The sequence below is a fragment of the Shewanella sp. Shew256 genome, assembly GCF_002196695.1.
In the GTDB taxonomy this organism is placed as follows: Bacteria; Pseudomonadota; Gammaproteobacteria; order Enterobacterales; family Shewanellaceae; genus Shewanella; species Shewanella mangrovisoli.
Map to the genome: position 1 here is coordinate 159,640 of NZ_NAJR01000007.1, position 23,355 is coordinate 182,994.

Here is a 23,355-nt window from a genome sequence, read left to right on the forward strand (position 1 = left end):
AGGAATTCATGCTCGCAGTTTTCATTACCCTAACGCTTGGCCTCGGTGCAATCGCTTGGTTAGCCTCGAGCCGCTGGCGCAAGACGCTCCACCGTAAACGCGTAATGGCTAGCGCCTTTCCTAAGGCTTGGCGAACAATTTTGAAGAAAAGATTGCCTTATTTCCACGCCTTGCCAGCGGATCTTCAGCTGCAACTCAAACGCCATATCCAAGTCTTTTTGGATGAGAAACGATTCGTCGGTTGCGACGGTTTGCAAATAACCGACGAAATTCGCGTCACCATCGCCGCCCAAGCCTGCTTGCTTCTGCTAAACCGCAATACCGATTTTTACCCCAATCTGAGACAGATATTGGTCTATCCCGATGCTTTTATTGTCGATAGCCAACGCCAAGATCCCGCGGGTTTAATCTGGGAGCAACGCAATGTGCTGGCAGGGGAATCCTGGGAGCAAGGCCAAGTGATACTGTCGTGGAAAAATACTTTAGAGGGCGCAGCCAATCCCCACGATGGTAATAACGTAGTGATCCACGAGTTTGCCCATCAATTAGATCAAGAGGATGGTCACGCCAATGGCGCGCCGATTTTACAGCGCCGTCAGGATTATCTGTCGTGGTCGAGCGTATTTAGTCAGGCCTATAATGAGTTAGTTCAAGCTGCCGCCCTTGGCCGCCCGTCCCTGTTTAATTACTATGGTGCCACCAATCCCGCAGAATTTTTTGCCGTAGTGACTGAGGTCTTTTTTGAAAAGCCAGAAGCACTTAATCTTGAGCATCCAGCCCTTTATCGCGAGTTGAGCCATTTTTATCAACTCGATCCGATAAACTGGCACTGATCTAATTAGCATATGTTCTAGAAACCATCAGACCGAATAACCATAACGATAAGGAATCCACGATGACAATTTTCACTCGCACGGAGCGCAACTCCAATTCAGCTCGCACTCGCCAGCATCTCGCACTGTTCAGCGCCAGCCTGTTAATGCTTGGCACCCTATGCTTTCATCCACAAACCGCCATTGCTGACGAACAAGTAGCAACCACGCTTAGCGATGAACAAGCGGCCGCTCAAGTGCTGGATAAATTGAATCAATATTCGAGTAGTGCCGATTGGGACAAGTATTTTGCCCTCTATCGTCAGGATGGTATTTTTATTGGAACGGATGCGACTGAGCGCTGGGGTATGGCCGAGTTTGAACGCTATTCACGCCCGACCAAAGGTTGGCGCTACGATTTAACCAGCCGCCATTTAGTGCAGCATGGTGATGTGATCCTGTTTGATGAACTGCTTAACAGCCCGAGTTATGGCGTAAGCCGAGGGACAGGCACCCTAATTAAAACCAATGGGGAATGGAAAATTGCTCAATATCATTTGAGCTTTCCCATCCCAAATTCGATTGCCAAACAGATTACCGCTGAAATTAAAAACGCTCAGTAAACTATTTTAACGACACGGTAAAACACACATTGGCCAGCTGCGAGAAGTGGATAAAAGCTTGAAAGTCCACTTCGCTAAAGGTTCTTTCCGATGGCCCACGGTCAGCATAATAAAAGCCAATCACTTTACTATCGACCAAGAGTGGCGCCATCAAAAAACCCGACTCTGGCAACTGAGTCTTAAGTTCTTTGCATTGCTCGAGCCACTTTTTAGCATTGGGGTTATCAATCCACTGGCATTCCTTATGTTCCATCGCCAGTGAAAATAAGCCCTTTCTATCGCCAAGATCGATAATGAACAGTTGCTTCATCTCTTCAGCATCTCGACCGAGCATAATCCTAGGCTGCAACTGTTTACGACTGGGCGATAGGAGTAACACCCCGCAGCGGTCCACGCCGACGCCTTCTAAAATCCCTTCGAGTACGGTCTGCATAATTTGGTTAAAATCGGCTTTATTGATCGCAAAGGCGGTGAGCTCGCGCAGTTTGGCCAATTGCACATTCAAGTTGGCCTCAAATACGGGCAGCTCAACCACAGGTGCGCTGGGCTCAACCTTATTGATGCGCTTAGGATCGGGCAGATAATCGATCAACACTTTAGCGCCATAGGCTTCGGCTAATTTATGGGTCGCCTTAGTGCAGCGCTGCATTCTCAGGGTTAATTCTTTCTCATCCAGCCCAGTAAAATTGGCGGCTTGGCTGATACGCTTTTCCAGTTCGGTTTTATCAATCACCTCTTGGGAGAGAATCTCACAGAGCTTATCGGCGAGAAAAATAGAGCGAATTTCAGGGCGTTGATCATCGGGATAATTCACCGCTTGGATCAATAACTCCCCTAATCCCCAGTGACGCGCAATACTCTGCGTCAGTTGCGAGAATGAGGTACCCAAGGCTTCACGTATAACACTACGCTCTTCGACGGGATTTTCACACTCGGTTAATTGGCTGTCTAAGGTTTCGGTAAACTCACCGCCAATACTCCAAAATGCACTCTCACCAATGTGGTAAAGCAAAGAGGCGATAAAGGCTTCTTCCTGAATATCCTCATCGTAATCACTGAGCATCATCCGCGCTAACATGGCGGCTTGGAATGCCTTCGCCATTAATTTGATTAAGCGCTGATACACGGCGGGGGCAAGATTTTTGCTCTCTAACAAACTCGATAACAGTTGAGCCGTAATGCAGATATTACGCACCGCATCAAACCCTAACACTATTGCGGCTCGGCTGACGGTCGAAATTTGGGTACTGCCCTTATGGTAAATCGCGCTGTTAGCGACACGTAAGATACGGGATGTGAGGGCGTTATCGTGCATCACGCTTCGCCCGAGTAAGGCGAGAGACGATACGTCATCCTTGGCAAGCTTTTCTAACGTCTGGACGGTGGAACAGAGCGCTGGCATTTCCAATTCACTGATCCGTTTTGTCCAATAATCGACCCCTTTATTAGTATTATTGTTAGGTTTCAACCCTGCTCGACCTCAATGATGTGAACTTATTGTTTTTAGTATAGATAGGCTTAAAAAAATTCGCCTAGCATCTGGCTCACAATTCGACTTTTGATTTTAAAATCCGCGATATAGTAAGTAAGATGTATAAAAAAGCCCAAGTTTTCACTTGGGCTCAAAGCCGATTATGCCTGCAGATGTAACTTAAACACTTGTAGCACTTTATCAATATCCTGACGCGACACATCTTTATGGGTCACAAAGCGTAGCGTGCGGCCAGGGCTGATGAGAATGCCCGCCTCACGGCAACGTTTCGCCAGCGCTTTCTCATCGACATGGGGTGCAAGCGTTGCAAATACCATATTGGTTTGAACGGCGGCTAAATCGATTTCAAACTCACTTAACTGACTCAATTGCTGGGCAAGATACGCAGCATTTTCATGGTCTTCCTCAAGCCTTTCAACCTGCTCTGTGAGCGCTAATTTACCCGCCGCCGCTAAAATCCCCGCCTGGCGCATGCCGCCGCCCAGCATTTTACGCCAGCGCGTGGCCTTTTTAATTAGGCGTTCATCACCTAGGAGCAGCGAGCCAACAGGCGCGCACAATCCCTTGGATAAACAGATGGAAACCGAATCAAAATGCCCCGCAATATCGGCAATCCCTATCCCCTGTGCCACGGCGGCATTAGCAACCCTAGCGCCATCTAAATGAATTTTTAAGCCACGCTGAAATGCCAGTGCCTGCGCATTGGCAAGATAAGTCTGGGGCAAGACTTTACCGCCAATAGTGTTTTCTAGGCTCAATAAGCGCGTGCGCGCGAAGTGAATATCATCGGGTTTAATCGCCGCTTCAATATCGGTCAAGGCGATAGTGCCATCCAGCTGATTGGTCAGCGGTTGTGGCTGAATGCTGCCGAGAACCGCAGCGCCACCGCCCTCAAATTTATAGTTATGCGCCTGCTGGCCGCACAGGTATTCATCCCCGCGCTCACAATGTGCCATCAATGCGAGTAAATTGGCCTGAGTGCCCGATGCCGTAAACAGCGCACTCTCAAAACCAAACATCTCGGCGGCCATATCTTGTAAGCTGTTGACGGTCGGATCATCACCATAAACATCATCACCCACTTCAGCCCTCGACATGGCTAAGCGCATCGCCTCTGTTGGCTGGGTCACGGTATCACTGCGTAAATCTATCATCTTGTCCTCGACTTCTTCTGCCTATCCCCGACGCGGATATTCATCGCGTAAGTGCGACTCTAGCCTCAAAGGAAAAATTTGTATAGTTTGCCTTTATGTCTGCCGATAAAATCAACAAGGAGCCAATGTTATCTAGGCTGATGCGATTGATTTGCATCAAATAACGGGCAAAACTTGGCGTTAGGCCGATAAAAAAGATAGAATACCCGACTAAGATGCTCATGCTAATGCAGTGCAAATCTCTTAGTGGTTTTAGCTACTCAAGATAAAATACAAGGTGATTTGTGGTGAAAACATCCGTAATGCAATGGATTAAATTAACGTGTTTAGCCTTGAGCTTAATCCTGATATTGCCCGCGTATGCATGGCAAGATACAGATCAAGACGGCGTCCCGGATATTAAAGATGCCTGTCCAAACACACCAGCAAACACCACTGTGATGGCCAATGGCTGTGTTTACCAAGCCGAAGTAAAATCCAGCAGTATTCAATGTGATCTCAATGACCCCAGTACTTATTCAGCCGCTGATTGTCATAATATTGAGACCGCGATTGTGTATTTTGAGTTTGCGATTGCCGAAGTAGATTTATCGCAATGGAAAGCTTTAGCCTTAGTGAAAGCTTTTTTAGACGCGAATCCTGAGACTCGATTAACTCTAGTTGGGCATACGGATATTGTCGGTACGCCAGAGTTTAATTATCAGTTATCACTACGACGGGCTCAAAATGTGAAACGCATTTTGGTTGAAGACTATGGCTTCAATCCAAATCGCTTTACCGTTATCGGTAAAGGTATATCTGAACCTGTTGCGGATAATCATTCCAGCGAAGGTCGCAGATTAAATCGACGAGTACAATTTATCGTCAATAATAACTAGTTTTGTTAGCGTATTTTTAGGGAGTAATTTAATGGAAAACCTCGAAGGTTTATTAAAGCAGGCGCCAGATTTGGTCATGACCTATGGCTTAAAAATCTTATTTGCCCTCATTATTTTCTTCGTCGGTAAATATTTTTCTGGCGTCGCACAAAAGTTAGTACGCAAGGTACTCAACAGCCGCAAGATTGACCCAACTGTGGTGTCTTTTGTGGCTAACTTAGCTTGGGCAGTGGTGTTTGTGTTCACTATTATCGCCACCTTAGGCCAAATTGGCGTACAAACCGCCTCTTTAGTCGCCGTTATCGGTGCCGCCGGTTTAGCCGTAGGTTTAGCACTGCAAGGTTCTCTGTCTAACTTTGCCTCAGGCGTATTAATGGTGCTATTCCGTCCATGCCGCGTAGGTGATTATATTGAAGCGGCGGGTATTGCCGGTACTGTTGATGAAATCACAATTTTCTCAACCAAATTACGCACCCCAGATAATAAAGTGATTGTGGCGCCAAACTCTTCAATCATGAATGGTACTATCACAAACTACTCAGCCTCTGAAAATCGTCGTATCGACTTAGTGATTGGCGTGTCTTATTCTGCGGATATTGCGCAAACCAAAAAAGTATTAACAGATATCTTAGATAACAACCAATACGTGCTGAAAGAGCCTGGTTACACCGTAGGTCTTTCTGAATTGGCAAATTCTTCAATCAACTTTGTGGTTCGTCCTTGGGTTAAAACCGCCGACTACTGGACTGCGCGTTTCCAAATTTTAGAACAAATCAAGAATGCACTCGATGCAGCGAACATTGAAATTCCATTCCCACAAATGGATATTCATGTGAAGCAATTGCCTGAGAGCAAATAATCAGCAAGCATATTAAAAGGCCGGTGAATACCGGCCTTTTTTATGGTGATAGTTTAGGTTTTGTCGTACCTTAAGCCAATGTGCACAACATACCTGAGTAAGGGAGAGAAAATGCAAAAGTATGTTTCATTTCTAGCCGCTGGCTGTGTTTTTAGTTTAATGGTTCTCAGCCCCACCGCTATCGCCAATGATAAAACCCAAGTGATGATGGGCGACAAGACTGTCACTCTCGCAGGGAAATTACCCAAGCTTGAGCAAATGGCGCCACGATTTAAAGTTGTCGATGAAAAATTTACCCCTATCAGCCTGAGTGACTTTAAAGGGAAAACCGTGCTGATCAGTGCCGTGCCCAGTTTAGATACGGGCGTCTGTGCGCTGCAAACTAAGCGCTTTAACAGTGAAGTCAGTCACTTCTCCGATGATGTCGTCATGTTGACCATCAGTACAGATTTGCCCTTCGCGCAAAAACGTTTCTGTAAGGTTGAGAATGTCGACAAAATCAAAGTGCTTTCCGACTCAGTGTGGCGTGATTTTGGCGAGAAATACGGTTTATTGATTGAGGATTACGGCTTACTCGCTCGGGCTATCTTTATTATCGATGCCGAAGGTCAGCTTAAGTACCAAGAGCTGGTCCCCAATATTACTGAACACCCCAATTATGACGCCGCGCTTGAAGCGTTAAAAACCATTCAAGCACAGCAATAACATAAAAAAATGGGGCATTAAATGCCCCATTTTTATTAGGGCGTGTTGACGTTTCGAGATTAAATTTTGTTCTTTCTGGCAAGCACATGCTCGCGAAACGAGGAATGATGTGTAATTTACTCAAATGACGAGCGGCTCTTATGACTGAAAGTAAGAGCAAGGGCTTGCGAGACGAACCCTTCGGGCAGCATTTGGCTGGCTTTTCTGCCGCGTTATCGTCCGTTTATGTAGAATAACTACACCTGCACGAACTTTGCCTTGCATAAAAGCCAGCCACATTGCTGCAAAAACAACCCTGAAACGTCAACACGCCCTAGTGCGTATGTTGGTCGCCGCTGGCTTGATAGTCAAAGGTCGGCATAGACCAATGATAACGCAGCGCTAACATTCGTAAGCTAAAGCCCAGCGTTAAACAGATCACTAGGTTTATCCACTCAGCCAATTGGTAAGCATTGAGGGTGATATATAAGCCTGCGGTAAAGAGCGAAATCACCGCATAGAGTTCTTTCTTAAAAATCAAAGGCACTTGATTACAGAGAATATCGCGGATCACCCCACCAAAGACCCCTGTGACGAGCCCCATCACCACCGCAATCGTTGGACTAAAGCCTAACATTAGCGTTTTTTGTGCGCCAACAATCGAGAATACGGCTAGGCCTAAGGCATCAATGGCCAAGAATAACTTAGACAGGTAACGCATCACAGGCGCAATGGCGACCGTTAATAAAGACGCAAATGCAATCGCCAGCAGGTAATGGACATTCTCGACCCAAATCAAAGGGTAATTTCCGAGCAGCATGTCTCTTAGGGTTCCACCACCAATCGCCGTCGCGCAGCCAATGATAACCACGCCGAATAGGTCCATCTGCTTACGACCCGCCGCTAATGCCCCTGTCATGGCTTCGGCTAAAATCCCAATCAGCCATAATAATCCGATAAATTGCGCTTCTTGCATTTAAACTACTTATTACCCATGCATAAAGAACGGATTTTGCCTGATAATCCACGGACTGGATAATGAGATTATTTAAATTCTGTCATTAGAATATTTAATCTATTGGAAGCATTTGTGCATTAGTCATTTCTACTTTTCAATACCACGTAACATCACAACCCTTCAATAACAATACATTAACTAATAACGAGCTATTCCCCATTTTCAATTAAGCTTATTTTTTGATAAGTTTTAATAAAGCATAATCAATTAAAACTTTAAAATTTGTAGAAAATTCATCTTAATGCCACTCAGCCTAAATTTTTGCCACAAAAAAGCGGCCAAAGGGCCGCTTTTTTAGACTAAAAGTAAATTATTTGTTTTCAGGCTTTGGCGGGAAATTCGCCATCACACTGCCGACCGCTTCGTTGATAAGCTGCACTCTTTCCGAAGGGGTATTTTTATCACGGATAGTGTCTGCCACTGAGCCGCGCCAAATTAACTTAGCGGTTTTATTATCAACTAAATCAATGATCAGGGTGCCCACTTCATATTCTCTGACCGTGGTCTGGGTTTGCATGTTACCGCCCCAGCCCCAACCTGGGCCATAGTAAGGGTTATAACCAAAATTGGTATTGAAGGTATCGACATTAATCTTCTTATCGATTTTGGTCAGATAGTTTACTAATACATCGGCATCCTTTGCATCGACCAAAGTCATGCCCTTAGATGAAAGCTGTGAGTTCACCGCATCCCGCACGCGCTGATCCATTAAACCATCGAGGTGGTAACCCGAAGCATCGGTCTTTTGTGCGACCCACGCATAGGTCTTGTACTGAGTAAAATTGGCGCTAGGGTCAAAATCCCAACCCGACTTCAGCGAACTACAGGCACTCAGTGCCAGTACGGCTAAACCTACAATTATATTTTTCATGATGATTTCCTTGGTCGTTCTTATCGAACACAAATAAGCCGAAAATAAATTTAGCTTACAGAGCAATGGACGGTTCTACAACTCAATATGATGAAAAAGCAGTGTGTTATTCAGCTTGACTTCAGCAATCACTTTAAATGATAATGATTATCACTTAAGGCGATTAAGGGATAAATAACATGTACTGGTTCATTAGCGCATTGATTGTGGCATCGGCGATTTTCTGGTTTGCACCGCAAAAAGTCTCAGCCGATCCCCATAACAGTAAGCTCACACCTCATCTCCCCATGATGTTGCTGTTTTTACCTTTAGTCGTATTGAGTTGGCTCGTGTTTGAGACTGTGTCGAACGGGGTGAATTACACCACGGTTGCCGCCTTTGGGTTTGTTGCCACCGCTTGCTTAATCGCCCTGCCTAAATTGCATCGTTTTATCATGCCCTGCGCCCTACTCACCGCATTGGCATTAATCGCTATGGTATTGCAGCATCTCTAAGTCTGCTTTTTAAACATGCTACTTCCCTGCAAAGAGCTAGCATTGACCTTCGGCCACTTTCAGTCTCTGTCAGTGGCCTTTTTTTACCTCCCCGAAAGACGTTGAGTTTGGTAAACTTAAGCGGCGTATATTCAGATAAAAGATGACTTATGAGAGTAGATCCCAACGTTTCCTTAGTGTACAGCACAGATAAAGGCCGCATTACTGCCGAGCCAGAAGCCAAAGCTATCCCCGCATCCGATGGAATTGTGCGTATTCACAGAGACAGCAAAGGCCGCAAAGGTAAAGGTGTCTCGGTCATTTCAGGCCTAGGACTTGATGAAGCGGGCTTAAAAGCCCTGGCACAAACCCTTAAAAAACAATGTGGTTGTGGTGGCACAGTCAAAGATTTCACTATCGAAGTGCAAACCGATAATCGCGAACAACTAAAACTACTGCTTGAAAAACAAAACTACAAAGTCAAATTAGCCGGCGGTTGATACGCCACCAACCTAAGCCGCTGGATTTAATCTATTGGTCAACGCCTGTGGGCTGAACGGAGCATTTAATGGAGAGTTTGCAGAACCATTTTTTAATCGCCATGCCGTCGCTCGATGACACTTTTTTTGAGCGCACCGTCATCTATCTATGTGAGCACGATGAAAAAGGCGCTATGGGACTCGTGATTAATAAACCGCTGGGCATTGAAGTGAACTCATTGCTCGAGCAGATGGATTTACCCGCTGAGCAAGTTTCTACCGACCTAGCATTAGGCGCGCAGGTTTTAATGGGCGGCCCCGTGTCCCAAGATAGAGGCTTTGTCCTGCATACATCCCAGCCTTATTGGGCCAACAGTACAGAATTAAGCTCTGGCCTCATGCTCACCACCTCAAGGGATGTATTAACGGCGATTGGCAGCGAGCGCTCGCCGGAAAAATTTATCGTGGCATTAGGTTATGCGGGTTGGAGCAAAAACCAGCTGGAGCAAGAACTGGCCGATAACTCATGGCTGACTATCCCTGCCGATCAGGCCCTGCTCTTCGATGTCAAACACGAGAATAGATGGCAACAAGCCAGCCGCGCACTCGGCTTTGATGCTTGGCAATTGTCATCACAGGCGGGCCACGCCTAGCCGATTTTATTGTGACGAGTGAATATAGAGATGAACGCAAAAACCGTTTTAGGTTTTGATTTTGGAACAAAAAGTATTGGTGTCGCCATAGGGCAACAAATCACCGCCAGCGCCACCCCGCTGTTATCCCTAAAAGCCGTCGATGGTATTCCCAATTGGGATGAAATCGGCAAGCTCATTAAAGAGTGGCAACCCGATTTAGTCGTCGTAGGTTTACCGCTCAATATGGATGGTACAGAGCAAGAGATGACCCACAGGGCAAGAAAATTCGCCAACCGCCTAAACGCTAAGTTTGGGGTCAAAATTGTCACTCAGGATGAAAGATTGACCACCACAGATGCAAAAGCTCGGCTATTTGAACTCGGCGGCTTTAAAGCCCTCACCAAAGGTCAAGTCGATGCCGTGTCTGCCGTGTTGATTGTCGAAAGCTATTTTGAAAATCATTTCGGTGAATGAAAAGTCATAAAAACAAAAGGATAGCCTGAGCTATCCTTTTTTATTTCTACGGTTATAAAGCTTACAGATAAGGCTTAACTAAGTTCGCCATCATGCTGATATGGTCATCATTATCGTTCAGTGCAGGAATGTAACGGAACTTCTCCCCGCCGGCATTAGCAAAGATATGGCCATTCTCACCCACGATCTCTTCTAAGGTCTCTAAGCAATCGGCACTAAACGCTGGGCACACAATCGCCACGTCACGTACACCTTCGCTTGGTAACGCCTGCATGGTTGCATCCGTATAAGGTTGTAACCATTTAGCCTTACCAAAGCGAGATTGGAAAGTCATCACAAACTCATCCGCTGTAAGCCCTAATTGCTCGGCCACCAGACGGGTGGTCTTCATGCAAAAGCAATAATAAGGATCGCCTAAGTGCAGATTACGCTCCGGCATACCATGGTAAGAAAGCACTAACTTTTGCGGCTTACCCTGTTGCTCAAAGTCGGCACGAATTGAGTTCACCAATGCGGTAATAAAGTCGGGGTTATCATGATACGTGTGAATAAAATGCAGCGATGGTAGATAGCGCCACTGGGTTAATTCCCTTGCAATAGCGTCAAAAGCCGAGCCGGTTGTCGGCGCCGCATATTGCGGATAGAGCGGTAACACCACCAGCTTATCAATCCCCTGTTGATGCATCGTTTGTAAGGTGCTCGCCACAGAAGGATTGCCATAACGCATGGCTAAATATACTGATACTTGATGTCCATCGGCCGTTAATTTTTCTGATAATTTAGCGGTTTGGCGCAAGCTGATATCCATCAGTGGTGAACCCGCTTCAGTCCAGACCTTCTGATAGAGCGCCGCAGACTTGGCTGGGCGAACGCGCAGCACTATGCCATGTAAAATTAGCATCCACAGGAGTTTTGGAATTTCGACCACCCGAGGATCGGATAAAAACTCGGCAAGGTAACGCCTCACCGCCGATGCTGTTGGCGCATCGGGTGTGCCAAGGTTAAGTAACAACACACCCACTTTGCCACGCTTTGCGTGACCCATCTCTTTTGATAATCCTGAAAACCTAGCCAAAGTAGCCTCTTAACATGAGTAAAATGAATAAATTGGGCATTAAAGCACTGATTCTATTGCCTGCTTAAGCTCGGCACTATCGGGTTTCACCTTAGAATTAAACTGCTGCACAGTATTGCCATCACCACTGACGACATATTTGTAGAAATTCCACTTAGGCGAGCCTGCTTTATCTCCTAAGTATTTGAATACACTGTTAGCATCGCTGCCTCTCACGGGCGATGTCGCGAGCATAGTGAAGGTAACACCATAGTTGATGTAGCACACCTTAGCCGTGTCTTTTTCATCATTTTCTTCTTGGAAAAAGTCATCGGAAGGGAAACCAATCACCACTAAGCCTTTGTCTTTGTATTCTTTATGAAGCGCTTCGAGAGCCTTAAATTGCGGAGTGTAACCACAGTTACTCGCGGTGTTGACCAGTAACACTGGCTTGCCCTGAGTCAATTCACACAGATTAATCTTCTCATCCGAGTGCAATTTACGCACTTCAACATCAAGATAACTCGGGCAAGTTGCCGCAAATGCGCTAGTGCTTAACAGGCTAGCAAAGATAACTAAGGGGAGTTTCATCATAATGTCCTTCTCATTGGGCGCGCCAAGATTGGCAAACTCGTTATTCTCTATTACGTCACTCACTAATATAGAGATCATATTGAATAAAAAAATAAAAGCTACAGCGAGTTATCGATTGGCTTAAGCGATAAAAAAAGCAGCTCAAGGGAGCTGCTTTAACATCACCGCAGATAGGATTAATCCATATCCAAGGTCACGCCTTCCATAAAGCTGGAACTGGTAGGCTCTTTATTTTGCAGTTTGATCATTAAACGTAAGTCGTTTGGCGAGTCAGCATGGTGAAGCGCATCGGCATAGCTGATTTCCCCATCGATATAGAGTTGCAGCAAGGCTTGGTCGAAGGTCTGCATACCCTGCTCATTCGATTTGGCCATGGTTTCTTTGAGCAAATGCAGCTCGTTTTTAGCAATCAAACTCGCGACACGTGGCGTATTGATCAAGACTTCAATCGCCGCCCGTCGTCCTGTGCCATCGACTTTGGGCACCAGTTGCTGCGCCACAATGCCGCGCAGGTTGAGTGACAAGTCGAATAGCAACTGCTGGTGTTTACTCTCAGGCACTAAGTGCATGATCCGGTCTAACGCTTGGTTAGCGTTGTTCGCGTGCAATGTCGCCATACAGAGGTGACCCGTTTCGGCGAAAGAAAGCGCAAACTCCATGGTTTCTTGAGTACGGATCTCACCAATCAAAATCACATCGGGTGCTTGACGCAGCGAACTCTTCAGCGCCGCATCAAAGGATTCGGTATCTATACCCACTTCACGTTGAGTGATGATGCTTTTGCGATGGTCGTGCACAAATTCCACCGGGTCTTCGATGGTGAGGATATGACCACGGGCATGGGCATTACGATAACCCACTAACGCCGCCAAGGAGGTCGACTTACCGGTTCCCGTTCCCCCAACCATGATGATAAGACCCCGTTTACTCATCACCAGATCTTTTAAAATCGGTGGCAGTTTTAAGTCTTCCACCTCTGGGATTTTGGTCTCAATCCGGCGCATAACGCATCCCGGAGATTCACGCTGCCAGAATGCGCTAACGCGAAAACGCCCTAAATCCTTCACCGCAAAAGCAAAGTTACACTCGCGAGTGCTATGAAACTCCTTCTTTTGCGCCTCAGTCATTACGGATTCAACAAAATCCAAAGACTGCGCGGGCGTGAAGGCACTCTCGGCTAATGGGCGTAACTCGCCATCGATTTTGGCGCTTGGCGGAAAACCAGCGGTAATAAACAAGTCCGAGGCTTTACGCTCCACCATGACTTTTAAAAACGGACGGACATCCATCATAAATCCTTAAAACGTCGCTTGTTTGTTTGAACTCTTCGACATGGCATCCTCACGGGTGATGAGGCCACGGTTGACTAAGTTTTGCAGACACTGTTCGAGCGTTTGCATGCCATGGGCCATCCCCGTTTGAATGGCTGAGTACATCTGCGCCACTTTATCTTCACGGATAAGGTTACGAATAGCGGGCGTACCCATCATGATTTCGTGGGCAGCCACACGGCCACCACCGATTTTCTTAATCAGGGTTTGCGAAATAACCGCCTGTAATGATTCAGATAACATGGTACGCACCATGTCCTTTTCACCGGCAGGGAAAACGTCAACCACACGGTCGATGGTCTTAGCCGCCGAGGTGGTATGCAAGGTACCAAAAACTAAGTGACCCGTTTCAGCCGCCGTCATCGCCAGACGAATGGTTTCAAGGTCACGCATCTCACCGACGAGAATAACGTCAGGGTCTTCACGCAGTGCGCTACGTAGCGCCGCGTTAAAGCTGTGGGTATGGCGATGCACTTCCCGTTGGTTAATCAAACATTGCTTATTCTGGTGAACGAATTCAATAGGATCTTCAATGGTTAAGATATGGTCGTGGCGGTTCTCATTGATGTAATCCACCATGGCCGCAAGTGTGGTACTCTTACCCGAACCAGTAGGCCCAGTAACAAGCACTAAGCCGCGGGGAAAGCTGGAAATTTTTTTAAAAATTTCTGGCGCCCCTAACTGCTCGAGCGACAAAATTTCGCTTGGAATGGTACGAAATACCGCCGCCGCGCCGCGGGATTGGTTAAAGGCGTTCACACGGAAACGCGCTAAATTAGGGACTTCGAACGAAAAGTCGATTTCTAAATGCTCTTCAAAGTCCTTACGCTGTTTATCATTCATAATGTCGTACACAAGGCTGTGTACACCCTGATGATCGAGCGCGGGCAGGTTAATTTTTCTCACTTCACCGTCGACACGGATCATGGGAGATATCCCTGCAGAGAGGTGTAGATCCGAGGCTTTGTGTTTTACACTAAAGGCTAATAACTCAGTGATTTCCATAGTTTGGGATATCCTTGCAACCAGATAATTACATCATGACAACAATAGCAGACAGACTCGCAGTCGCCCAGAGCAGGATCGCGCAAGCGGCGCAAAAATGCGCACGCCTACCTCACAGTATTCGCTTACTTGCCGTCAGTAAGACTAAACCCATTGAAGATATTATAGCAGCCTATGATGCGGGCCTGCGTTGCTTTGGCGAGAACTATGTTCAAGAAGGTGTGACAAAAATTGAGACGCTAAAGGGCACACACCCTGATATCGAATGGCATTTTATTGGGCCACTGCAATCCAATAAAACCGCTTTAGTCGCCCAACATTTCGATTGGATGCACACCCTCTCGCGGGAGAAAATTGCCCAGCGACTCAATGAGCAGCGCCCAGCACACCTTGTGCCGCTCAATGTGTGTATTCAAATCAACATCAGTGATGAAGACACTAAATCTGGTATCGGTGCCGAGCAGATGCTACAGCTGGCCGATAGCATCAGCCAATTACCCCATTTACAACTGCGGGGCTTAATGGCGATTCCCAGTGCCACCAATGACATCGCGCAGCAGACCCGTGAACTCAGCAAGCTTAAGCTGTTATTCGATACGCTAAAGCAGCATTATCCCGCGGTAGATACTCTCTCCATGGGCATGAGTAATGACTTAGACGTCGCGGTTGAGTGCGGCTCAACCATGGTGCGTATCGGCAGCGCCATCTTTGGTGAACGGGATTACGGTGCAAAAGAGACCACCCGCAATTAGTCGTTACTAGTTAATGCATCTGAACGATTGACGTTAAGGGAAATCAGCGAGATAGCCAAAGGCGAGCCAGCAAAATCGGCTTTAGCCTTGTTTTTAGTGGCTAAAGCCCAAATACTGTTAGAGAACATCAAATAGAAATTTTTATCCGGCCTAATAACGCTAATTTAATGATATTAATGCTGAATGTTATCCACTCAGCCTAGGCCAGACATTATGGGGTACACATGAATCAACAAAAAATCTGCTTTATCGGTGCGGGCAATATGACCCGTAGTATTATCAGCGGCTTAATTCGCAGCGGCTATCCTGCTGCGCTAGTGCAAGCTACCAATCCTAGCCAAGGTAAACTCGATGCCCTCGCCGCCGACTTTGGTGTGCGTGTATCCCAAGACAATTTCAGCGCCGCCCAAGATGCCGATGTCATCGTATTATCCGTCAAGCCGCAGTTGATGGAGCAAGTATGCCAAGCGCTGCAAGGCATTGACATGTCTAACAAGCTGGTCATTACCATTGCCGCGGGGATTAAAGCAGAGCGCTACAGCCAGTATTTAGCGCAATCCATTACGCTGGTTCGCACTATGCCAAACACGCCAATGCAAATCGGTGTCGGTATGACAGGACTCTACGCGCCACAGCCGCTCTCTGATGCCCAACAAGCCATTGCCGAACGCTTGATGTCCAGCGGCGGTGAAATTGTGTGGGTGAATGAGGAATCTGAGATTAATCAAGTGATTGCCCTTGCGGGTAGTTCACCTGCCTATTTCTTCCTGCTGATGGAATCCATGATTGATGCCGGCAAACAAATGGGCATGGATGAAGCCAAAGCCAGAAGCTTAGTACAGCAAGCGGCCCTCGGTGCTGCTATGATGGCAAAGCAAAATCCTGAGCTTACGCTGGGTAATTTACGGGAGAATGTCACCTCGAAGGGCGGCACAACAGCGCAAGCCATCGCCACATTTGAAGCGGCGGATCTCCGTGGTGTGGTCAAAAATGCGATGGAAAACTGCATCAAACGTGCAGAGGAAATGGCCAATACTTTTTGATCCAGCAATGGCTGGGTGACTCACTCACTTTTAACGCGGGCGTTTTTAATCGGACTCATATAGGCAGAAATCTCGATGAATGCATTAACCTTTTTGATCAGCACACTCTTCGATTTGTATTTGATGGTGGTGATATTACGGATCTGGCTCCCCTTGGCCCGTGCCGATTTTTATAATCCCTTCAGTCAGTTTGTGGTCAAAGCCACTCACCCGTTGATCGCACCTATGCGTCGATTAATTCCTTCAATGGGAAGATTCGACACTTCTTCATTTGTGCTCGCCCTATTAGTGGTGATGGTCAAAGTGCTGCTGATAAGTCTTATTGCCGGCGGCGGTATTGATATAGTGCTGTTCTTTGTGTTTGCGCTTGTTACTGTCATCAAGCAGGCGGGCATTTTGCTCTTCTGGATGCTGATCATTCGTGCAATTTTAAGCTGGTTCAATCAAGGCTATAACCCCATTGTGATGATCATGGGACAACTAACAGAGCCCATTTTAGCACCAGTGCGCCGCATTATTCCGCCCATTGGTGGCTTAGATCTGTCGGTGATGTTGGTGATTATCGGCATGAACTTTATCAACATGCTGTTGGCGCAATACGTACCATTTTGGGCCGTGATTTAATGAGCGCAGTCATTATGCAGCAAGGCGACTTGCTGCTTAATTTGTATATTCAACCTAAAGCGAGTCGCGATCAGATAGTCGGGCTACACGGTGATGAGTTAAAAGTCGCCATCACAGCACCGCCTATCGATGGCAAGGCCAATGCCCATTTAAGCAAGTATTTAGCCAAGGCCTTTAAAGTCCCTAAAAGCGATGTTCACATCCTTAAGGGCGAATTAGGACGTCATAAGCAGGTACGCATTAGCGCCCCTAAAAACGTCCCCGCAGAAATCGCGACACTGCTCGAATAAACACAGCGTTGGAAGTCTCCTTCCTGCGACCTATACTCAAGTAATCCCTCATATGAAGGTACAACATCATGTTACGTAATCTCCTTATTATGCTCGCCTTAACCGCAAGCCTGTGCGGTGTCGCTAATGCCGAGCAAAAAGAAACCGTCGGTAACTTCGATATTCATTACATGGCACTGGGCAGCACCTTTTTAACGCCTAGTATTGCGAAATCCTATGGCATCGAACGCAGTAGCTACAGAGGCATCATTAACATTGCGGTATTAGATATGAGTGAAGAAGGCTCACCCGCAGTGCCCGTTGAAATCACTGGCGTGGCCAATAACCTACTCGATGCCCGTATCGATTTGAAATTTAGAGAGATCCGTGAGGGTAAGGCGATTTACTACATCGCCGAAGTACCTTACCGCGACGATCAAGAAATCAATTTCAACATCGCCATCAAACACGGTAATCAACTCAACACCAATCTGCAGTTTAAGCAAAAGTTCTACGTCGAATAATTCCAACCTCACAGGGCAAGACGATACCAAGTATCGTCCTGCCTTTTTCTGTCCTTTACCGCCAAGCTTGGGTATCATTGCCGCATACAGTCCAATGACATCGCTCAATGTTCACACTCAGTGACACACAGCCAAGAGCGCCCAATCCAATAGGTATTCCATGCAACAAATCGTCCTCGCCAGTGGCAATAAAGGTAAACTTGCCGAATTCGATCAAATGCTCGCCGCCTATGGCGTAAAAGTGCTGCCACAAAGCCAATTTAACGTTAGCGAAGTGGCCGAAACGGGCACCACCTTTGTCGAAAACGCCATTATCAAAGCCAGACATGCGGCGCAAATTACCGGACTTGCCGCCATTGCCGATGACTCGGGATTAGAAGTCGATTTACTCCAAGGTGCGCCGGGCATCTACTCAGCGCGCTATGCGGGGGAAAACGCTAAGGATCAAGACAATGTGTTAAAACTCTTAGACACATTAAAGGATAATCCTGCCCCGCGTACGGCCAGATTCCAATGCGTTTTAGTCTATATGCGCCATGCGAAGGACCCAACGCCCATCATTTGCCAAGCCTCGTGGGAAGGCCAAATAGATTTCGTCCAGCGTGGTGACAACGGCCATGGTTATGACCCGATTTTTATTCCAGAGCACCACGATTGCAGCGCTGCGCAAATGAGCAGTGACGAGAAAAATGCCTTGAGTCACCGAGGTAAAGCTTTAGTGCAACTGATTGCTGCCATGCAGGAAAAAGGCGTATTTACCGACGGGAACGCCCAATAATGTCAGTGAATGTGTCACCTCAGTTAACCCTGCCGCCGTTGAGCCTGTACATCCATATCCCTTGGTGTGTACAAAAATGCCCTTACTGCGACTTTAACTCCCATGGGCAAAATGGCGAATTACCCCAAAAGGCCTATGTGGATGCGCTGCTAGCGGACTTACGCCAAGACTTGCACTTAGTACAGGGCCGTAAGCTGCACACCATTTTTATTGGTGGTGGAACGCCGTCTCTGTTTGATGCCAATCAAATCAAACGGATATTGGATGGCGCCAATGCGCTGATCCCCTTCAGTGACGATATTGAAATCACCATGGAGGCCAACCCTGGCACCCTAGAGCACGATGACTTTAGTGCCTACCGCGCCGCAGGGGTCACCCGGTTATCCATTGGGGTACAGAGTTTCTCTAAGGATAAGCTCAATCTGCTGGGACGGATCCACGATCAAAACGAAGCTCAAACCGCCGCCCAAAAAGCCAGCCAAGCGGGTTATTTAAGTTTTAACTTGGATTTGATGCACGGACTTCCGAATCAAAGTTTTGCTGAGGCCATGGCAGATATCGATACCGCTGCTGCGCTCAATCCGCCGCATTTGTCTTGGTATCAACTGACGATTGAGCCCAATACCCTGTTCCACTCAAAACCGCCGCAGCTGCCCGACGATGAAGATCTCTGGCAGATCTACGAACAAGGGCAACAAAAGTTAGCGGCACTCGGTTATGAGCAGTATGAAATCTCGGCCTATGCCAAACCCGGTTATCAATGCAGGCATAACCTTAACTATTGGCAGTTTGGCGATTATTTAGGTATTGGCTGTGGCGCTCATGGCAAAGTGACCTTGCCCGAAGAGAACCGCATTATTCGCACGGTCAAAATCAAACACCCTAAGGGTTATTTAGCCGCCGACAGCTATCACTTCGAGCAAACTGAGGTCGCCGAAGAAGATCGTGCCCTCGAATACTTGATGAATCGTCTGCGCTTAATGACGCCTATCCCAAAGCAAGAGTTTGAAGACAGAACCGGTTTACACCGTGATACTTTGAAAGAGGGAATGGAAAAGGCCAAACAACGGGGTTTACTGACCGAATCGGCTGAACATTGGCAATTAACCAGTAAAGGTCACATGTTTGTGAACGATTTACTGACGCAATTTTGTTAATTCGCTGATTAAATTTCCTATATAAATAATGTGTTAGCCTAGGTTTCTCAATGAGATATCTTTTATGGCTAACACATTTTCTAACATTTATATTCATACATTTTTCCCCTGCTTCTTTAGAATTGCCTGAACATTGTTAAGGAAGCCTGATCATGCCAATAAAAACGAACATCAGCTTAGTCGCATTTACCCTCTCCTCCCTGCTAGCACTGCCTTCCTATGCGGTGCCCACCTTAAGTGACTCACATAATGTGACCAGTGCAAGTGTTGCTGCCCAAAGCGAGTCAGAAAAAGCCAACGCCTTGTTTGAAGCCATCTTCATGGAAAACATCATGGCAAGCCCCATTGCGCAAACCTATATGGGTATAAAGCAGGACTATGATAAGTGGGATGACATTGGCGATGAAGCGGATGCCCGTGAGTTGGCGCGAACCAAGAAACAGCTAGCCGAAGTGAATCAACTGGATGCGAGTAAGCTTGACCCACAAACTCGCCTAAGCCTGACGTTACTCACCCAAAACCTGAATAACGATATCAAAGACTACCAGTGGCGCTACCATAACTACCCAGTGAATCAGATGCATGGTGGCCACTCGATAATCGCCTCCTTCCTGATTAATCAACACCAGATCACCGATGTCAGCGATGCTAAGGCCTATATCAGCCGCTTAAATGGCGTGCCCAAACGCCTAAGCCAACTGCAACAGGCGCTAGAAGTGCGCGCTGATAAAGGCATTATTACCCCTAAATTTGTGTTTGGTTACGTGATTTCTGACAGCCAAAACATCATTAAAGGCGCCCCCTTCGATAAAGGCGAAGACAGTGCCTTGTTGGCGGATTTTCGCAAAAAAGTGAGCGCACTCAGCATCACTGAAGCAGAAAAAGCCCAGCTTATTGCCGATGCAGAAAAAGCGCTAGTGTCCCAAGTTGAGCCCGCATACAAGACGCTTATCGCCTATATCAAAACCTTAGAAGCCAAGGCCGATACCCGCGATGGGGTTTGGAAACTCCCCGACGGCGAGGCGTTTTATAACAATGCCCTTGCGCGCACCACGACTACCCACATGACGGCGGATGAAATCCATCAACTTGGTCTTGCCGAAGTGGAGCGCATCCATAATGAAATGCGCGCCATTATGAAAAAGGTGAATTTTAACGGCACCTTGCAAGAGTTCTTTGCCTTTATGCGCGATGATCCGCAGTTCTATTATCCAAATACCGCCGAAGGCAAAGCGGCATATTTAGCCGATGCAACCAAGCTTATCGATAATATGCGCTCACGCTTGGATGAAGTCTTTAAGGTCAAGCCTAAGGCGGCCATGATAGTCAAACAGGTTGAAGCCTTTAGGGAGAAATCTGCGGGTAAAGCCTTTTATGAACAACCGGCGCCCGATGGCTCTCGCCCTGGCAGCTACTATGCCAACCTCTACGATATGAAAGCCATGCCCAAATACCAGATGGAAGCACTGGCTTACCATGAAGGGATCCCTGGCCACCATATGCAAATCGCTATCTCACAGGAGCTAAAGGATATTCCTAAGTTCCGTAAGTTTGGTGGCTATACCGCTTATATCGAAGGTTGGGGGCTCTACAGTGAGTCTTTCCCGAAGGAGATGGGCTTATATGCTGACCCTTACTCCGATTTTGGTCGACTGGCGATGGAGTTATGGCGAGCTTGTCGTTTAGTGGTCGATACCGGGATCCACGCCAAAAAATGGACCCGCGAACAAGGGATAGCTTATTACGTCGATAATACCCCTAACGCAAAATCCGATGCGAAGAAAATGGTCGAACGTCATATCGTTATGCCATCGCAAGCTACTGCCTATAAAGTTGGGATGATTAAGTTACTCGAACTGAGACACAAGGCGGAAAAACAACTGGGTGATAAGTTTGATATCCGGGATTTCCATACTTTAGTCTTGGCAAATGGCGCGCTGCCTTTAGATGTACTGGAAGAGCAAGTCGATCAATGGATTGCTAGTGTTAACAAAGCCTAAGCTTGAAACCGTGGGAGGCTAACGCTAGCCTCCCTTGAACGCCTTGCCAATAAAATAGTTAAATCGCAGCCAATAAAAAAGCCACTATTAAGTGGCTTTTTTATTGGATTTATTACCGGCTAGGTCATAAAACCCTATCTCACTGTGGGTCACTATATTTGATGTATTAAGCATGCACTTAACACTCGGTGTGACTTTAGGGTACAGAGAGACAAAACTCGTTCCCGCACTCAACCATCAGAAAAAAATTACCTCAGCCTAATGAGCTGAGGTAAACCAAAAACTAGGATGATGGTTTAAAAGCCAACATTGTTTTAGTTCGCAAACTTCTGCTGGCTGTGATCCGAAACTGCATTGCTGCCAACCTGTACGCTAATACCAAAAGGGGTCATTTCCAGTATAAGTGTAGGACTCAGGTCATTCCGAATCATCTGGCAACCATTGTATTCATTTAAGAACAGACTTCAATACACCTACTAAAAAGCTGTTTTAGATAACCCTAAAAAACCAAACTAAAATACAAGCCAGTCACGACTCAGCTGATTGATTTTAAATGAATTTTAAAACCATCAAACTCCCTAAAAATGCATTAAACGCATTTTAAGAACAATGTTTCCAAAATTACTGACGTTCACTGAAGAGTTCTGCATAGGGAATGTCCCAATAAGGCGGGTTACCAATGTGATCTTTAATAAACTCAATGAAAGCACTCACCTTAGGCGCTAAGTGTTTACGGCGTGGGTAAACGGCCTGTAGCGGTAAATGATGAGTCAGTTGCCAATCCCTCAGCAGCGGCACTAAGGTGCCCTTAGCGATTTCATCTTCCATCAAGTAACTGGCCAGATATACAACCCCTAAGCCACTGATCGCAGCTGATTTTAATGCTGGAGCGTTATCCACTCTAAAGTTACCAGAGACACCTATCTCACAGTAATCATCGCCCTTTTTAAACTGCCACATGCTGTGCTCATGCCACTCACCTTGATAGACCAAGCAGTTATGGTCGACCAATTGTTCAGGGCGCGACGGTTCACCATGTTTCGCAATGTAATCAGGGGAGGCAACGAGGAGGAACTGACACTTCATCAAAGGACGCGCCACCATACCGAGAGGAAGCTGCTCAGACATAGTCAACAATAGGTCTAAACCTTCGCTGACCACATCGACCTTATGATCTAATAAGCTGACTTGCAGCTCGAGCTCAGGGTGTTTGGCCATAAATGATGGCAGTGCGGGAATGATATGCATAGCGCCAAAGGACTGGGAAATCCCCACCTTTAATACGCCGCGGGTGGCATCGTTTAAGTTATGCACGCTAGCAATGGCCTGTTCGGCATCGCGGAGCAACTCTTCACCTTGCAGATATAACAAATGTCCAGCTTCAGTCAGACTTAAGCTTCGAGTGGTACGCTGGATCAGTTGAACACCGAGTCTATGCTCGAGATCGGCGACCTGCGTACTGACCTTAGATTTAGAGATCCCAAGCCTTCTTGCGGCGGCACTAAAACTACCAGCTCTGGCCACATGAGTAAAAATCGCAATAGGTTCTAACAGTTCTAACATGGAAAGTCGCCTTAAGCAGTTTCGACAGTGATATTAACTTTCGGAATAGCATAGGAATGCAGCACAAATGCCTCAAAGCATCCCTCAATGCCTTAATATCTCACAGCAATTGGGTTAGTTGTAGAGATTTAGCCCGAAAAAGTCCGCTAAAGTAGAGTGTTCTATCTGACTGAATTGCCAGCTTTTCATTATATTTTAAGAGTATACCA

The 23,355-nt window shown here is 46.7% G+C and carries 26 protein-coding genes; 17 read left to right on the plus strand and 9 right to left on the minus strand.

All coding sequences use genetic code 11. From position 1 onward, the window contains the following. The first annotated feature begins 8 nt into the window (after positions 1-8). Together B5P39_RS14755 and B5P39_RS14760 are read left to right on the plus strand one after the other, a co-directional pair. Entirely contained in the window at positions 9-833 is an 825-nt protein-coding gene (locus B5P39_RS14755; RefSeq protein WP_088212059.1) for a zinc-dependent peptidase, read from the plus strand. A 146-nt stretch (positions 834-979) separates the two neighbouring features. Further along, positions 980-1,435, plus strand: a complete 456-nt coding sequence (locus B5P39_RS14760) for a nuclear transport factor 2 family protein (protein ID WP_425383175.1) — start codon at positions 980-982, stop codon at positions 1,433-1,435. 1 nt (position 1,436) lies between these two features. On the opposite strand, the gene B5P39_RS14765 is transcribed toward B5P39_RS14760, so the two are convergent. Further along, a complete protein-coding gene (locus B5P39_RS14765) occupies positions 1,437-2,903 on the minus strand; it encodes an HDOD domain-containing protein (RefSeq protein ID WP_088212061.1) in 1,467 nt (488 codons plus the stop codon). A gap of 164 nt (positions 2,904-3,067) precedes the next feature. Continuing rightward, positions 3,068-4,081 carry a low-specificity L-threonine aldolase gene (ltaE, locus tag B5P39_RS14770; protein ID WP_088212062.1) on the minus strand — a complete coding sequence of 338 codons (1,014 nt, stop codon included), beginning with the start codon at positions 4,079-4,081 and terminating at the stop codon, positions 3,068-3,070. A gap of 287 nt (positions 4,082-4,368) precedes the next feature. Here ltaE and B5P39_RS14775 point away from each other — a divergent pair, with 287 nt between their 5' ends. The 3 genes from B5P39_RS14775 (at position 4,369) to tpx (ending at position 6,523) form a co-directional block, all read left to right on the plus strand. Further along, positions 4,369-4,959, plus strand: coding sequence for an OmpA family protein (locus tag B5P39_RS14775; RefSeq protein ID WP_088212063.1), 591 nt, complete (start codon positions 4,369-4,371; stop codon positions 4,957-4,959). 31 nt (positions 4,960-4,990) lie between these two features. Continuing rightward, a complete protein-coding gene (locus tag B5P39_RS14780; protein ID WP_088212064.1) occupies positions 4,991-5,818 on the plus strand; it encodes a mechanosensitive ion channel family protein in 828 nt (275 codons plus the stop codon). Positions 5,819-5,929: 111 nt separating this feature from the next. Then, positions 5,930-6,523 carry a thiol peroxidase gene (tpx, locus tag B5P39_RS14785; RefSeq protein WP_011716290.1) on the plus strand — a complete coding sequence of 198 codons (594 nt, stop codon included), beginning with the start codon at positions 5,930-5,932 and terminating at the stop codon, positions 6,521-6,523. Positions 6,524-6,836: 313 nt separating this feature from the next. Here tpx and B5P39_RS14790 read toward each other — a convergent pair whose 3' ends face one another. Both B5P39_RS14790 and B5P39_RS14795 read right to left on the minus strand, forming a co-directional pair. Continuing rightward, positions 6,837-7,478, minus strand: a complete 642-nt coding sequence (locus B5P39_RS14790) for a trimeric intracellular cation channel family protein (RefSeq protein WP_023266508.1) — start codon at positions 7,476-7,478, stop codon at positions 6,837-6,839. A 352-nt stretch (positions 7,479-7,830) separates the two neighbouring features. After that, positions 7,831-8,391: a DUF4136 domain-containing protein gene (locus B5P39_RS14795; protein ID WP_011621990.1), complete on the minus strand. Its 561-nt coding sequence runs from the start codon at positions 8,389-8,391 to the stop codon at positions 7,831-7,833. A gap of 179 nt (positions 8,392-8,570) precedes the next feature. On the opposite strand from B5P39_RS14795, the gene B5P39_RS14800 reads away from it, so the two are divergent. The 4 genes from B5P39_RS14800 to ruvX all read left to right on the plus strand — a co-directional run bounded on the left by B5P39_RS14800 (position 8,571) and on the right by ruvX (position 10,452). Then, a complete protein-coding gene (locus B5P39_RS14800; RefSeq protein WP_088212065.1) occupies positions 8,571-8,885 on the plus strand; it encodes a hypothetical protein in 315 nt (104 codons plus the stop codon). Positions 8,886-9,034: 149 nt separating this feature from the next. Then, entirely contained in the window at positions 9,035-9,364 is a 330-nt protein-coding gene (gene yciH, locus B5P39_RS14805) for a stress response translation initiation inhibitor YciH (protein ID WP_011625632.1), read from the plus strand. Positions 9,365-9,432: 68 nt separating this feature from the next. After that, on the plus strand, positions 9,433-9,996 hold the full coding sequence (locus tag B5P39_RS14810) for a YqgE/AlgH family protein (protein WP_088212066.1): 564 nt from the start codon (positions 9,433-9,435) through the stop codon (positions 9,994-9,996). 30 nt (positions 9,997-10,026) lie between these two features. Beyond that, a complete protein-coding gene (gene ruvX / locus B5P39_RS14815; protein ID WP_011621986.1) occupies positions 10,027-10,452 on the plus strand; it encodes a Holliday junction resolvase RuvX in 426 nt (141 codons plus the stop codon). Positions 10,453-10,513: 61 nt separating this feature from the next. Here the strand turns inward: ruvX and hemH are convergent, their stop codons facing one another. The 4 genes from hemH to B5P39_RS14835 form a co-directional block, all read right to left on the minus strand. Beyond that, on the minus strand, positions 10,514-11,497 hold the full coding sequence (gene hemH / locus B5P39_RS14820; protein WP_088212067.1) for a ferrochelatase: 984 nt from the start codon (positions 11,495-11,497) through the stop codon (positions 10,514-10,516). 69 nt (positions 11,498-11,566) lie between these two features. After that, positions 11,567-12,100, minus strand: a complete 534-nt coding sequence (locus B5P39_RS14825; protein WP_086904528.1) for a glutathione peroxidase — start codon at positions 12,098-12,100, stop codon at positions 11,567-11,569. Positions 12,101-12,276: 176 nt separating this feature from the next. Beyond that, entirely contained in the window at positions 12,277-13,389 is a 1,113-nt protein-coding gene (locus tag B5P39_RS14830; protein ID WP_011716283.1) for a PilT/PilU family type 4a pilus ATPase, read from the minus strand. 9 nt (positions 13,390-13,398) lie between these two features. After that, positions 13,399-14,436, minus strand: coding sequence for a type IV pilus twitching motility protein PilT (locus tag B5P39_RS14835; protein WP_011716282.1), 1,038 nt, complete (start codon positions 14,434-14,436; stop codon positions 13,399-13,401). 35 nt (positions 14,437-14,471) lie between these two features. Here B5P39_RS14835 and B5P39_RS14840 point away from each other — a divergent pair, with 35 nt between their 5' ends. The 8 genes from B5P39_RS14840 to B5P39_RS14875 all read left to right on the plus strand — a co-directional run bounded on the left by B5P39_RS14840 (position 14,472) and on the right by B5P39_RS14875 (position 21,583). Then, complete coding sequence (locus tag B5P39_RS14840) at positions 14,472-15,188, plus strand: YggS family pyridoxal phosphate-dependent enzyme (protein ID WP_088212068.1); 717 nt, start codon at positions 14,472-14,474, stop codon at positions 15,186-15,188. Positions 15,189-15,412: 224 nt separating this feature from the next. Next, complete coding sequence (proC, locus tag B5P39_RS14845) at positions 15,413-16,231, plus strand: pyrroline-5-carboxylate reductase (protein WP_088212069.1); 819 nt, start codon at positions 15,413-15,415, stop codon at positions 16,229-16,231. A 75-nt stretch (positions 16,232-16,306) separates the two neighbouring features. Further along, the gene (locus tag B5P39_RS14850) at positions 16,307-16,855 is read left to right on the plus strand and encodes a YggT family protein (protein ID WP_011716279.1); all 549 of its coding nucleotides are present in this window, start codon (positions 16,307-16,309) and stop codon (positions 16,853-16,855) included. Then, entirely contained in the window at positions 16,855-17,145 is a 291-nt protein-coding gene (gene yggU / locus B5P39_RS14855; protein WP_011621978.1) for a DUF167 family protein YggU, read from the plus strand. Before B5P39_RS14850 ends, yggU begins: the two co-directional genes overlap by 1 nt. 68 nt (positions 17,146-17,213) lie before the next feature. Further along, positions 17,214-17,648, plus strand: a complete 435-nt coding sequence (locus B5P39_RS14860) for a DUF4426 domain-containing protein (RefSeq protein ID WP_011621977.1) — start codon at positions 17,214-17,216, stop codon at positions 17,646-17,648. Between the two features lie 160 nt (positions 17,649-17,808). Further along, complete coding sequence (gene rdgB / locus B5P39_RS14865) at positions 17,809-18,426, plus strand: RdgB/HAM1 family non-canonical purine NTP pyrophosphatase (RefSeq protein ID WP_011625625.1); 618 nt, start codon at positions 17,809-17,811, stop codon at positions 18,424-18,426. Further along, on the plus strand, positions 18,426-19,583 hold the full coding sequence (hemW, locus tag B5P39_RS14870; protein WP_088212070.1) for a radical SAM family heme chaperone HemW: 1,158 nt from the start codon (positions 18,426-18,428) through the stop codon (positions 19,581-19,583). The genes rdgB and hemW overlap by 1 nt, the downstream gene beginning before the upstream one ends. A gap of 152 nt (positions 19,584-19,735) precedes the next feature. Continuing rightward, on the plus strand, positions 19,736-21,583 hold the full coding sequence (locus tag B5P39_RS14875) for a DUF885 domain-containing protein (protein ID WP_088212071.1): 1,848 nt from the start codon (positions 19,736-19,738) through the stop codon (positions 21,581-21,583). 621 nt (positions 21,584-22,204) lie between these two features. Here the strand turns inward: B5P39_RS14875 and B5P39_RS14880 are convergent. Continuing rightward, positions 22,205-23,146: a LysR family transcriptional regulator gene (locus B5P39_RS14880; RefSeq protein ID WP_011625622.1), complete on the minus strand. Its 942-nt coding sequence runs from the start codon at positions 23,144-23,146 to the stop codon at positions 22,205-22,207. Positions 23,147-23,355: the final 209 nt, after the last annotated feature.

Bases quoted from the DNA above. Each gene is read 5' to 3' on its own strand.
- rdgB (WP_011625625.1), top strand. From the start codon at position 17,809: ATGCAACAAATCGTCCTCGCCAGTGGCAATAAAGGTAAACTTGCCGAA.
- yggU (WP_011621978.1), top strand. From the start codon at position 16,855: ATGAGCGCAGTCATTATGCAGCAAGGCGACTTGCTGCTTAATTTGTAT.
- B5P39_RS14760 (WP_425383175.1), top strand. From the start codon at position 980: ATGCTTGGCACCCTATGCTTTCATCCACAAACCGCCATTGCTGACGAA.
- B5P39_RS14850 (WP_011716279.1), top strand. From the start codon at position 16,307: ATGAATGCATTAACCTTTTTGATCAGCACACTCTTCGATTTGTATTTG.
- B5P39_RS14860 (WP_011621977.1), top strand. From the start codon at position 17,214: ATGTTACGTAATCTCCTTATTATGCTCGCCTTAACCGCAAGCCTGTGC.
- B5P39_RS14835 (WP_011716282.1), bottom strand. From the start codon at position 14,436: ATGGAAATCACTGAGTTATTAGCCTTTAGTGTAAAACACAAAGCCTCG.
- B5P39_RS14795 (WP_011621990.1), bottom strand. From the start codon at position 8,391: ATGAAAAATATAATTGTAGGTTTAGCCGTACTGGCACTGAGTGCCTGT.
- B5P39_RS14800 (WP_088212065.1), top strand. From the start codon at position 8,571: ATGTACTGGTTCATTAGCGCATTGATTGTGGCATCGGCGATTTTCTGG.
- B5P39_RS14810 (WP_088212066.1), top strand. From the start codon at position 9,433: ATGGAGAGTTTGCAGAACCATTTTTTAATCGCCATGCCGTCGCTCGAT.
- B5P39_RS14880 (WP_011625622.1), bottom strand. From the start codon at position 23,146: ATGTTAGAACTGTTAGAACCTATTGCGATTTTTACTCATGTGGCCAGA.
- proC (WP_088212069.1), top strand. From the start codon at position 15,413: ATGAATCAACAAAAAATCTGCTTTATCGGTGCGGGCAATATGACCCGT.
- yciH (WP_011625632.1), top strand. From the start codon at position 9,035: ATGAGAGTAGATCCCAACGTTTCCTTAGTGTACAGCACAGATAAAGGC.
- B5P39_RS14790 (WP_023266508.1), bottom strand. From the start codon at position 7,478: ATGCAAGAAGCGCAATTTATCGGATTATTATGGCTGATTGGGATTTTA.
- B5P39_RS14830 (WP_011716283.1), bottom strand. From the start codon at position 13,389: ATGGATGTCCGTCCGTTTTTAAAAGTCATGGTGGAGCGTAAAGCCTCG.
- B5P39_RS14840 (WP_088212068.1), top strand. From the start codon at position 14,472: ATGACAACAATAGCAGACAGACTCGCAGTCGCCCAGAGCAGGATCGCG.
- B5P39_RS14780 (WP_088212064.1), top strand. From the start codon at position 4,991: ATGGAAAACCTCGAAGGTTTATTAAAGCAGGCGCCAGATTTGGTCATG.
- ltaE (WP_088212062.1), bottom strand. From the start codon at position 4,081: ATGATAGATTTACGCAGTGATACCGTGACCCAGCCAACAGAGGCGATG.
- B5P39_RS14755 (WP_088212059.1), top strand. From the start codon at position 9: ATGCTCGCAGTTTTCATTACCCTAACGCTTGGCCTCGGTGCAATCGCT.
- hemH (WP_088212067.1), bottom strand. From the start codon at position 11,497: ATGGGTCACGCAAAGCGTGGCAAAGTGGGTGTGTTGTTACTTAACCTT.
- B5P39_RS14825 (WP_086904528.1), bottom strand. From the start codon at position 12,100: ATGATGAAACTCCCCTTAGTTATCTTTGCTAGCCTGTTAAGCACTAGC.
- hemW (WP_088212070.1), top strand. From the start codon at position 18,426: ATGTCAGTGAATGTGTCACCTCAGTTAACCCTGCCGCCGTTGAGCCTG.
- tpx (WP_011716290.1), top strand. From the start codon at position 5,930: ATGCAAAAGTATGTTTCATTTCTAGCCGCTGGCTGTGTTTTTAGTTTA.
- B5P39_RS14875 (WP_088212071.1), top strand. From the start codon at position 19,736: ATGCCAATAAAAACGAACATCAGCTTAGTCGCATTTACCCTCTCCTCC.
- ruvX (WP_011621986.1), top strand. From the start codon at position 10,027: ATGAACGCAAAAACCGTTTTAGGTTTTGATTTTGGAACAAAAAGTATT.